This is a genomic window from Bradyrhizobium sp. (assembly GCF_035701725.1).
In the GTDB taxonomy this organism is placed as follows: domain Bacteria; phylum Pseudomonadota; class Alphaproteobacteria; order Rhizobiales; family Xanthobacteraceae; genus Bradyrhizobium.
The window spans coordinates 1-10,718 of record NZ_DASSRP010000030.1 but is presented as its reverse complement, the minus strand read 5'-3'; the positions used below and the strand labels follow the sequence as shown (position 1 = coordinate 10,718).

At 63.7% G+C, this 10,718-nt stretch carries 11 protein-coding genes; 7 read left to right on the top strand and 4 right to left on the bottom strand.

Going from position 1 to position 10,718, the window contains the following annotated elements; all coding sequences use genetic code 11:
* Positions 1-320 precede the first annotated feature (320 nt).
* From VFL62_RS01635 to VFL62_RS01625, 3 genes are all read left to right on the top strand, one after another.
* Positions 321-1,121, top strand: coding sequence for a UDP-2,3-diacylglucosamine diphosphatase (locus VFL62_RS01635; RefSeq protein ID WP_414644573.1), 801 nt, complete (start codon positions 321-323; stop codon positions 1,119-1,121).
* Between the two features lie 86 nt (positions 1,122-1,207).
* Complete coding sequence (locus tag VFL62_RS01630; RefSeq protein ID WP_325170636.1) at positions 1,208-2,197, top strand: threonine/serine dehydratase; 990 nt, start codon at positions 1,208-1,210, stop codon at positions 2,195-2,197.
* 97 nt (positions 2,198-2,294) lie between these two features.
* The gene (locus tag VFL62_RS01625) at positions 2,295-2,597 is read left to right on the top strand and encodes an EthD family reductase (protein WP_325170635.1); all 303 of its coding nucleotides are present in this window, start codon (positions 2,295-2,297) and stop codon (positions 2,595-2,597) included.
* Between the two features lie 32 nt (positions 2,598-2,629).
* On the opposite strand, the gene VFL62_RS01620 is transcribed toward VFL62_RS01625, so the two are convergent.
* Both VFL62_RS01620 and VFL62_RS01615 read right to left on the bottom strand, forming a co-directional pair.
* Positions 2,630-2,983, bottom strand: a complete 354-nt coding sequence (locus tag VFL62_RS01620) for an ADP-ribosylation/crystallin J1 (RefSeq protein ID WP_325170634.1) — start codon at positions 2,981-2,983, stop codon at positions 2,630-2,632.
* A gap of 14 nt (positions 2,984-2,997) precedes the next feature.
* Positions 2,998-4,308: a hypothetical protein gene (locus VFL62_RS01615; protein ID WP_325170633.1), complete on the bottom strand. Its 1,311-nt coding sequence runs from the start codon at positions 4,306-4,308 to the stop codon at positions 2,998-3,000.
* A gap of 222 nt (positions 4,309-4,530) precedes the next feature.
* Here VFL62_RS01615 and VFL62_RS01610 point away from each other — a divergent pair, with 222 nt between their 5' ends.
* Complete coding sequence (locus tag VFL62_RS01610; RefSeq protein WP_325170632.1) at positions 4,531-5,730, top strand: MFS transporter; 1,200 nt, start codon at positions 4,531-4,533, stop codon at positions 5,728-5,730.
* On the opposite strand, the gene dgcA is transcribed toward VFL62_RS01610, so the two are convergent.
* On the bottom strand, positions 5,700-6,695 hold the full coding sequence (dgcA, locus tag VFL62_RS01605; protein WP_325170631.1) for an N-acetyl-D-Glu racemase DgcA: 996 nt from the start codon (positions 6,693-6,695) through the stop codon (positions 5,700-5,702). The two genes, VFL62_RS01610 and dgcA, sit on opposite strands and share 31 nt — an antisense overlap.
* A 120-nt stretch (positions 6,696-6,815) precedes the next feature.
* Here dgcA and VFL62_RS01600 point away from each other — a divergent pair, with 120 nt between their 5' ends.
* The 3 genes from VFL62_RS01600 (at position 6,816) to VFL62_RS01590 (ending at position 9,712) form a co-directional block, all read left to right on the top strand.
* Positions 6,816-7,949: an ABC transporter permease gene (locus VFL62_RS01600; RefSeq protein WP_325170630.1), complete on the top strand. Its 1,134-nt coding sequence runs from the start codon at positions 6,816-6,818 to the stop codon at positions 7,947-7,949.
* A 2-nt stretch (positions 7,950-7,951) separates the two neighbouring features.
* Positions 7,952-8,770, top strand: coding sequence for an ABC transporter ATP-binding protein (locus VFL62_RS01595; RefSeq protein WP_325170629.1), 819 nt, complete (start codon positions 7,952-7,954; stop codon positions 8,768-8,770).
* Positions 8,771-8,839: 69 nt separating this feature from the next.
* Positions 8,840-9,712 carry an MlaD family protein gene (locus tag VFL62_RS01590; protein ID WP_325170628.1) on the top strand — a complete coding sequence of 291 codons (873 nt, stop codon included), beginning with the start codon at positions 8,840-8,842 and terminating at the stop codon, positions 9,710-9,712.
* A 106-nt stretch (positions 9,713-9,818) separates the two neighbouring features.
* Here the strand turns inward: VFL62_RS01590 and VFL62_RS01585 are convergent.
* The coding region (locus VFL62_RS01585) for a hypothetical protein (RefSeq protein WP_325170627.1) at positions 9,819-10,718 on the bottom strand (900 nt) is incomplete at its 5' end.

Below are 10,718 nucleotides of genomic sequence, written 5' to 3'. Positions count from 1 at the left end.
GTGCGGGACACGGGAGTGTCCTGGGCCTGCTTTCGCAGGGATGACGATGAAGGGCCGAGTGGCTGATCGTTGTGCACGGCTCGTCCCCCTTTGTGTCGCGAGAAGCGCCGATTTTGCGGCCTCATTTTGGAGGTGCGGCGTTAACCACAGCGCACTGATCCCTGACTTTCCGGATGTGCGAGCGATGTCGCCAGATTGTCGCAAGCGGCTGTTATCGCAAGTCTTAATGGGCGGCGTCCGATTCGGAAAATCGCAGGCGTGCCCAGTCATTGGAGTGTCATCTGAATCTGTTAGGCGCGCGCATGGGAAGTGACCAGATGATGAGTGAAGAACAGCCGGAGCGGCGTTTTCGCACCCTGTTTATCTCGGACGTGCATCTCGGCGCGCGCGGTTCGCAGGCCGATAAACTCCTCGATTTTCTCCGCGTCCACGACGCCGACACGATCTATCTGGTCGGCGACATCGTCGATGGCTGGGCGCTGAAGTCGAGCTGGTACTGGCCGCAATCGCATAACGACTTCGTGCAGAAGATGCTGCGCAAGGCGCGCAAGGGCGCCAAGGTCATCTACGTTCCCGGCAATCACGACGAATTCCTGCGCCGCTATTACGGCACGCATTTCGGCGGCATCGATGTGGTCGAGAATGCGGTTCACACCGGCGCCGACGGCCAGCGCTACCTCGTCATCCACGGCGACATCTTCGATCTCGTGGTGCAGAACGCGCGCTGGCTCGCCCATCTCGGCGACAAGGCCTACGACTTCGCGATCCAGATGAACCGCCTCGTCAACTTCTTCCGCCGCCTGTTCGGCGTCGGCTACTGGTCGCTGTCGCAGTGGGCCAAGCAGAAGGTCAAGAAGGCGGTGAACTATATCGGCGCGTTCGAGAACGCGCTGGTCGCCGAAGCGCGCCGCCACGACGCGCAAGGCGTGATCTGCGGCCACATCCACTATGCCGTGATCCGCGACGAGCAGGGCATCCGCTACATGAATTGCGGCGACTGGGTCGAAAGCTGCACCGCGCTCGTCGAGCACGAGGACGGCCGCTTCGAAATCATCACCTGGACCGATCTGGTGCGGCATCCCGCGCCGGTTCCGTCGGTGGCGGCCCGCGCCGCGGCGTAACGCTTGCGACGTGCACGCTGAAAGGGCAGCGCGGTTGCGGCGTGAGCTCCCTTGCAGATGCGCAAGAAGCAGCGTTAAATCGTTGCATGAACGAGCCCCTCACTCACGCGCCCGTGAGCGCCGCCGATATCGATGCCGCCGCCAAGGCCATCGCGCCGTTTGCGGTCCGAACCCCACTGTTGTCGCCGCCGGTGCTCTGCGAGCGCGTCGGCGCCAAGGTGTTCCTCAAGCCGGAAATCCTGCAACGCACCGGATCCTTCAAGTTCCGCGGCGCCTTCAACAAGCTGTCCTCGATACCGGACAGCGCGCGCAAGGGCGGCGTGGTGGCGTTCTCGTCCGGCAACCACGCGCAAGGGGTAGCGGCGGCGGCGAAAATTCTGGGCATGCCGGCCACCATCGTGATGCCGGCGGATTCGCCGCTTCTCAAGCGCGAGCGCACCAAATCCTTCGGCGCCGAGGTCGTGCTGTACGATCGTGACCGCGAGGACCGCGAGGCGATCGCGCGCGATATCGCCGGAAAACGCGGCGCGACCTTGGTGCCGCCTTACGACGATCCCAAGGTGATCGCGGGCCAGGGCACGGTGGGACGCGAAATCTGCGAAGATCTCGCCGCGCTCGGTGTCACGCCCGATATCGTGGTGGCGCCGGTCTCCGGCGGTGGCCTGATTGCAGGCGTTGCCACCGCGGTCAAGTCGCGTTTCCCAGAGACGCAAGTGATGTCGGCCGAGCCCGAAGCCTTCGACGATCACGCCCGCTCGCTGCGCGCGGGAAAGCGCGAGGCCCATGGCGCGCAGGGGCGCTCCATCTGCGATGCGCTGATGGCGGCCATTCCGGGCGAAATCACCTTCGCCATCAACGGCAAGCTCTTGTCGAAGGGCCTCACCGCCAGCGACGCTGAAGTCGGTCAGGCGGTTTCGTTCGCGTTCCGCGAGTTGAAGCTCGTGGTCGAGCCGGGCGGGGCGGTCGGCCTTGCCGCGCTGCTTTCGGGGCGCATCGATGCGCAAGGCAAGACGGTCGTGATCGTGTTGTCCGGCGGCAATGTGGATTCGGAACTTTATTCGCGCCTCATCGCCTGAAGAAAGCGCAGTTGCGTCTGACGAAAGCCCGACCGGTCTGCTATCGTTTGCCGCGCGCTCGAAGACGCCAACGAGAAAACAGATCGGGAGGTTTTAGATGCACAGGCTGCTCGTCCTTTACAACGAACCCAAGGACCCCGCGCATTTCAGGAAATACTACGTCGAGACGCATGTGCCGCTGGCGCACAAGGTTCCCGGCATCAAGAATCCCCGCTACTCGTTTGACGTCAAAGCACTCGGACCCGGCAAGGCGCCTTATTTCTGCATCTTTGAGGCCGATTTCGACAGCGAGGCCGCGCTGATGAACGGCCTTGGATCGAAAGAAGGACAGGCGGTCGCCGGCGACGTACCGAATTATGCCTCCGGCGGGGTCACGATGGTGCATTTCCCGGTGAAGTAATCGCGGCGGCGCCTCTTGCGACGGCAGGCGACTCAGGGAAGCTTATGGATAACCTCAATCAGGCCGACAATCGCCTGATTGAAGGCGTCGAGGTCCTCTGCGGGAATCCAGTATTCCTGATGGGATCGTCCGCCCGCCTCTTTCACTTCGTAACGATCGATGAAGTGTCGCGCGATTTGAAAGCGGGTGACGAATCCCTGGCCGCTGGAAGGAACGTTCCAGTCACGCGCAATTTTCGTGGCGTATTCCTCGGTTAATACCGGATAGAAAATCGGTTGTTCTGGCAGCCGCGGTGGGAAAGCGCGCATGCCCGATTGGCAGATTAATTCGAGCTCTTTTGGACCAACCGGGCGCCAAAGCGTGAGTGTTGCTTCCGTGGAAGGCATCGTCGGTCCAAGGATCACGAAAAGAACGCGATCTTTTCGGTCTGGCTCATGCGCCGGATCGGCGCCAGCGGATCGGGCCGGGAGGCGCGCGGCCGCTGCACAATGCCGTTCGCGATCAGGCTTGAGCCGAGCGAGGGCTCGGTCTCGGGCAGCGGCGCCGGAACGGATATGGCGTCAGGCGCGGGCGGCCTTGGGACAGAAATTGCCTCAGGCGCGGGTGGCCCCTGGAGCGGGGTCACCACCGGCAGTGCGGAAGCGGTGGCCGGAGCGCCGTTGGCTTTGCGCGTCTCCGGGAAGGTCACGTCGATTTCGTAAGCGGCCGCGCTGGACGGGACCTCTTCGGCATCCGGCTCCTCGATCGGCTCCTCAATTACCTTGGCCTGGAACTGGCTCTGATGAACCTCGTTCGCGTGGCTCTCTTGGATCTGATCCTCGTAGATCTGGGCGTCCTCGGGCTCGTAGGCCGCATCGGTGTCGGGTGCGGCCATCTCCATCGCCACCATATCGAGCAGGGCCTCGTCATGGGCATCGAAGGCATCGCGCGGCTCGCCGGCGTCATCGGCCGCCGCAGCGTCCTCAGCGGCCATCATGACCGGGGCCTGATCGGCGACAGCGGATTCGACGGGCACGGCTTCAGCTTCGGGCGCGATGATGGCCGCGGACACGGTCTCGGCAGGCGCGTCCGGCTCCTCGGCCGTGACTTCGGCTTGCACAAGCGCGACCGGTTCGGGCTCGGCGGCTTGCGGCGGTCCCGCCTCGGTGACCGGCGCGGCGGACGCCGGCGCCTCGCTGGCGTCGAAGGCTGCGAGTCTCTGCTCGATCTGATCGAAAGCGCCGGTCAGGGCACGCGCCAGATCGGCCGGCGCCATCTTTGCGGCGGCGCCTTCGATGGCCGTGACTTGCGAATCGATCAGGTCGCAAATCCGGCCGTCCGCGCCGATTTCGCGCAGCCGCCAGGCGATCTCGCGGATGACGCGGGCGCCCTTGCGCACCGGCATCAGATTCTGTTCCAGCGCCAGATCGGCGACCGCGGCTTGCGCCGCCTCGCGCGCCTGCATCAGCGCATCGCGAAGCGATTCCAGCGCCCGGTCGAGCAGCGGATCCCGCTCCGGCTTCTTCGAGGCCGCCAGCGTTTCCTCGATCCGCGCCACGGCGTCCAGCACCATTCTGGTGTCGGCATTGCGATTGCGCTTGGCATATTCGCCGAGAAACCACCGCCCCCGCGAGGTCTCCATGAACGCTTCCTGGATAGCGTCGTAATCCGCCTCGCTCGGCTGGGCCGCGCGCGCGGAAATCGGGGACAGGGCGAATGCGTCGTCGGCCATGGCTAACTCATCGAGCGGTCCGATTCCGACATTTGCATCCGTTCTCAGCAGGCACTTTTGCAAATGATGGAATCAAAGGACCGCTCGCAAATATAGGATTGCAGTGGAGCTTTGGATTTGACATTCGCCTTTCGGGTACGTGGCTGATCCGCTCCACTGGAGCAAATCATCGCGGGTTAGGCTAACGATCACCATGATATCGCTCGAATCGCAATTGAATTGATGCCGTCCGAATCACAAATCCCCATCGCATCTTCGCAAGGATCGCGGCGATTCGCCCGCCGTCTGGCGCTGTTTTACGCCGCGATCTTCGCCCTGTTCGGCTGCCAGTTGCCGTTCTTTCCGGTATGGCTGCGGGCAACCGGTATCGATGCGGCCTGGATCGGGCTGATATCGGCGGTTCCCGCCGTGACCCGATTCACCGTCCTGCCCATTTTGACGAGCCTTGCCGAGCGGCATGCCGCGGTGCGCGGCGCCATGATCGCGACCGCTATCGTCACGGCGTTCGGTTTTGCCATTGTCGGCACCCAGCATCTGCCATTCGCCGTGTTCCTCGCCTACGCGGTAACGGCGGTCGCGTGGACGCCGACACTACCGCTGACAGATGCCTACGCATTGCGTGGCGTGGTGCGATACCGCCTTGATTACGGACCAATGCGGCTATGGGGCTCGGCGGCCTTTATCGTCGGTGCGCTCGGCTGCGGCTGGCTGGTCGACCTGATCGAGGCGAGGCATCTGATCTGGATCATTGCGGGCGTCGGCGCGCTCGGCGCCGTGGCCAGTTTCGGCCTGAAGCCGCTCGATGGCATCAAGGCCCATGCTTCGGCGCCGCAAGGCTCGACCGCCTTGCTGCGCGATCGCGGATTTCTCGGCATCATCGCCGCGTCCGCCCTGATTCAAAGCAGCCATTCAACCTATTACGTGTTCGGCTCGATCACCTGGCAGGCCGCTGGCTTCGGCGGCTTGACGATTGCAGCGCTTTGGACGTTCGGCGTGATCGCCGAGATCGTGGTGTTCGCGATCTCGCCGCGCTTTACGCTGCAACCGTCCACGCTGGTCATGATCGGAGGGATCGGCGCCGTGGCGCGTTGGCTGATCACCGCGCAGGAGCCGCCGGTTGCGGCGCTCGTCCTGGTCCAGCTCGCGCACGGCATGAGCTACGGGCTGACGCAACTCGGTACGATGGGATTGATGGTGCGCCATGTGCCGGTCCCGGTCATCACGCGCGCGCAGGGCTACCTTGCGGCTTGCAGCGGCATCGTCTCTTCCAGCGCCTCGATCGTGTCGGGCATGCTCTACGCACGCTACGGCCATGGCGCGTATTACGCGATGGCCATCATGGCGTTATCGGGCGTGGCCGTCATGAGGATGGCGAGCAGCTTCTTGAAGGCTCAGCCCCACAGCGCCGCCTCAGGCGGATAAACCAGGCTGCCGTCGTAGCGCAGGCCGCGGTCGCGGTCGCGCTTGAGCAGCAGCGGTCCGTCGAGGTCGATGAAACGGGCCATTGGCGTCAGCAGCATCGCGGGCGCCATCGAAAGCGAGGTCGCCACCATGCAACCCACCATGATGCCAAAGCCCTGCGCGGTTGCCGCGTCCGCCATCGCGAGCGCCTCGGTCAGTCCGCCGGTCTTGTCGAGCTTGATGTTGACGGCGTCATAACGTTCGCGAAGCCCGCTCAAGGAAGCCCGATCATGCACGCTTTCGTCGGCGCAAACCGCAATCGGCCGCCTGATATTGGCGAGCGGCCCGTCCTGGCCGGCGGGCAACGGCTGTTCGACCAGTGTCACGCCAGCTTGCGCGCAGGCGGCAAGATTTTGCGCGAGATTGGCTTCGCTCCAGGCTTCATTGGCATCGACGATGAGCTCGGAATCAGGCGCGGCCTTGCGCACGGCCGCAATTCGCAAGCCATCGCCGTCGCCGCCGAGCTTGACCTTGAGAAGCTTGCGGTGCGCGGCCTTGGCGGCCGCCGCCGCCATCGCCTCCGGCGTGCCAAGTGAAATGGTGTAGGCCGTCACACAGGGCACGGGCGCGGCCCGGCCGAGCCGGTCCCAGATGCGTCTGTTGCCTTGTTTGGCCTCGAGGTCGAGCAGGGCGCAGTCGAGCGCATTGCGGGCAGCGGACGGGCGCATCGCCGATTGCAAGGCGAGCCGGTCAAGCCCACCACCGATGGCATCCGTCATGCCAAGGATGGCCTCAAGCGTTGCCTCCGGCGTCTCGCCGTAGCGGGGATAGGGTACGCATTCGCCGCGGCCGGTCAGATGGCCGTGGGTCACTTCCGCCACGACCACGACCGCTTCGGTTTTGGCGCCGCGGCTGATGGTGAAGTTGCCTTCAATCGGCCAACGTTCGATTCTCGCTTCAAGCGTTGGCACTTTCTCGGAAGTCATTTTAATATCTAACCAATTCTCTGAACCGTCCGGCCGCGCCGTGTTACACAAGTGTACCAGATCGCATTCGGACGTTCCTCTTCAAGTGAGATCTCAGGACAAGGCGCAGGAGCTGGAATCGTGAACGGCGACCCGACATTGGAGCGTATCGCAAGAGGCAACGGCCTTGCGCTGTGCGCAGCCGGCCCCTGGACCGCGCGCTTTGCCTCCGAACTCGAAGACATGGTCTCCGAGGCCGAGCGGCTGAAGGGACGGGCCGCGAACGTCTTCATCGACGTCTCGCAGATCTCCAAGCTCGACACTTTCGGGGCGTGGCTGATCGAGCGGTTGCGCCGCAGCCTGACCCAGGGCGGTATCGAAGCCAAGATTGCAGGGTTGTCGGCGGATTATTTGACCCTGGTCGAGGAGGTGCGCCGCGTGAAGGCCGTTCCGGCGGCCGAAGTCCCGGCGGTGACCATTACGGGCATTCTCGATCAGGTCGGCCGCAGCGTCGCCAGCGTCGGCGGCACCATCCTTGGCCTCGTCGACATGCTGGGAGCGGTGCTCGCCGCAAGCTGGCATGTGTTCACCCATCCGAGGAGCTTCCGCTTGACATCGACCATCCACCACATGGAGCAGGTGTGCTGGCGGGCGGTGCCGATCGTCGTGCTGATCACGTTTTTGATCGGTTGCATCATTTCCCAGCAGGGCATCTTCCACTTCCGCAGGTTCGGCGCCGATATCTTCGTGGTCGACATGCTCGGCGTGCTGGTGCTGCGCGAGATCGGCGTGCTTCTGGTCGCGATCATGGTGGCGGGCCGCTCGGGCAGCGCCTATACCGCCGAGCTTGGCTCAATGAAGATGCGCGAGGAAATCGACGCGCTGCGCACCATGGGCTTCGATCCGATCGAGGTGCTGATCCTGCCGCGAATGCTGGCGCTGGTGCTGGCGCTGCCGATCCTGGCCTTTCTCGGCGCGATCGCGGCGCTTTACGGCGGCGGCCTGGTCGCCTGGCTTTATGGCGGGGTTGACCCCGAAGCCTTTCTGTTGCGATTGCGCGATGCGATTTCGATCGATCACTTCACCGTCGGGCTGATCAAGGCGCCTGTCATGGCCGCGGTAATCGGCATCGTCGCCTGCGTCGAGGGGCTCGCGGTGCAGGGCAGCGCCGAATCGCTTGGCCAGCACACCACGTCCTCGGTCGTGAAGGGAATCTTCTTCGTGATCGTGATGGACGGCGTGTTCGCGATCTTCTTTGCCTCGATCGGGATGTGACGATGACGATCCAGGTGCAGAGCCAACTTCCGAGCCAAGGTCTGAACCAGGTGCAGATCCGGCAACAGGACGCGATCATCCGCGTGCGCGACATCTCGGTGCAGTTCGGCAAGACACGCGTGCTCGACGGGCTCGACCTCGACGTCAAGCGCGGCGAGATCCTGGGCTTTGTCGGACCGTCGGGCGCCGGCAAGTCGGTGCTGACGCGCACCATAATCGGGCTGGTGCCGAAGGTCTCGGGCCGCATCGAAGTGTTCGGCGTCGACCTCGACGCGGCAAGCTCGTCCGAAAGGCGCGCGGTGGAGCGGCGCTGGGGCATCCTGTTCCAGCAGGGCGCGCTGTTCTCCTCGCTCACAGTGCGGCAGAACATCCAGTTTCCGGTGCGCGAATATCTGAACGTCAGCCAGCGCCTGCTTGACGAGATCACCATCGCCAAGCTCGTGATGGTCGGCTTGCGTCCCGAGGTCGCCGACCGTTTCCCTTCCGAACTCTCCGGCGGAATGATCAAGCGCGTGGCGCTGGCGCGCGCGCTCGCGCTCGACCCGGAACTTGTGTTTCTGGATGAGCCGACTTCCGGCCTCGATCCGATCGGCGCCGGCGACTTCGACGAACTGGTCCGGACCCTGCAGCGGACTTTGGGCCTGACCGTTTTCATGGTAACCCACGATCTCGACAGCCTTTATACAGCGTGCGACCGCATTGCCGTTTTAGGGAACGGTAAGATCATTGCCGCAGGATCGATGGCCGACATGCAGGCCTCGCAGCATCCCTGGCTTCGGGCCTACTTCCACGGCAAACGCGCCCGCGCGGTCATGGGATAGTCCACAAGTTCATTTTTTGCCCCCAATTTCGGCTATTGGGCGTATTTTGGTGGGTTTCGGAGTTCAGTGATGGAAACGCGGGCGAATTACGTTCTGATCGGATCGTTCACGCTTGCCGTGATCGCCGCCGCGTTCGGATTCGTGCTCTGGTTCCAGAGCCTGCACACCACCAAGCTGCGCAGCCCGTTGCGAATTGTTTTCGAAGGTCCGGCGGCTGGCCTGCGTAATGGCGGCAGCGTCAATTTCAATGGTATCAGGGTAGGCGAGGTCGTCTCGGTGAAGCTCGACAACCCGCGTCGCGTGGTCGCACTGGCGATGGTCGAGAACAACGCGCCGGTGCGCAAAGACACCCTTGTCGGGCTCGAATTCCAGGGCTTGACCGGTGTGGCTGCGATTTCGCTGAAAGGCGGCGAGGAGGGCGCGCCGCCGGTTCCGCTCGGCGAGGACGGCATTCCGGTGCTGACCGCCGATCCGAACGCGCTCCAGGACGTCACCGAGGCGATCCGCGGCACCTTGCAGAACATCAACCGCGTGGTTGCGGAGAACCAGCAGGCGGTGAAGAACTCGCTGCACAATCTGGAAACCTTTACCGGGGCGCTGTCCCGCAACGCCCAGAAGATCGACGACGTCATGGCCAAAGTCGACGGCGTCATGGGCAAGGCTGACAATCTGATGCTCGGCCTCAACCGGCTCGCCGGCGGCAAGGACGGCGGCGAGTTGTTCCTGACGGTGCAGTCGATCCGCGAACTCGCGGAAGATTTCGACAAGCGTTCCGGCGCGCTGATGGCGGACGGACGGCGCACGCTCGGCGATATCAGCCGCGCGGTGAACAATCTCGACCGCAACCCGACGCGGCTATTGTTCGGCGCCAGCAGTTCGACATCGCCGGCTGCCGCTTCGGCCTCGACGCCGACCCCGCCGCCGGCGCAGGGGCGGCGGTAGACACGAGCGAAATGGAGAATAGTGAGTAGCGTGTAGCATCGATCGCCCGAAATCTCGCTAGGGGAAACAAAAAACGGAGGCCTTGAGGCCTCCGTTTTCATTTCCGCTACTCGTTATTTGCGCTTCGCGACACTGGCTTGCGCGCACGTTTGTTGCTCCTGCGCTGTCGCTGCGCCGCGAGCCATCGCGCCATATGGCGATCCTTGTTGGCATAGTAGGCCCAACCTTGCGCCGTACCGCCCCATCGATAATCCTTGATGGTCATATCGATGCCGCGGTCGATGACAAACTGCATCGATTCGTAGGTTCCGCTGGAAATCAGGTGGTGCAGCAGGCTCGCCGGTTCGTGCGAGCTCCATCGGGTGTTGATGTCGGCGCCGTGCGCGAGCAGGAAGTCTGCCACCTCGAAGTGATCGTTGGTGACCGCGAAAGCGAGCGCGACGTCGAGCACCTGCTGGGTCGCCGGCGGATCCCAGGCGAGATGGCCCCGTGCGCGCGGGTCGTTGAAGGGATAATGGTTGCGAAGATCGTCCACCGGCGCGCCGGATTCGTTGAACCAACGCTTGACGCGCGCGAGATCGCCCATGCCCGCGGCATGCGGCAGGTCGTCGGGAAGCGGCCAGATGCGGGTAAGCAACGGCACCAGGTGGGTGCGTTTGTAAGTGAACGCGAACTCGATGGCTTGAGATGGCGGCGGCGGCCGATGCCGCAGGATCGCGGGATCAAGGTCGAGGAAGGCGGCGAGAATTTTGCCGCGATCGTTTGCCGCTGCGAGTTCAACGAGCCGGTTCTGTACGCCGATCCAGTTGTCGCCCAATAGCCACGGCGCGTGTTGCAACTGGCTTGTGAACGTCGCCGGATCGTCATCGTGAATCGCGCGGATGACCCGTTCGATGACGTAAGCCTTCCACGGGCCTGCCTCGATCGCATAAGAAGGCCTATGCTCGGTGAAATAGGCGACGAAGGCGCGGCGGCCGGGATTTTCGTCCACGTGTCGGCCGAGTTC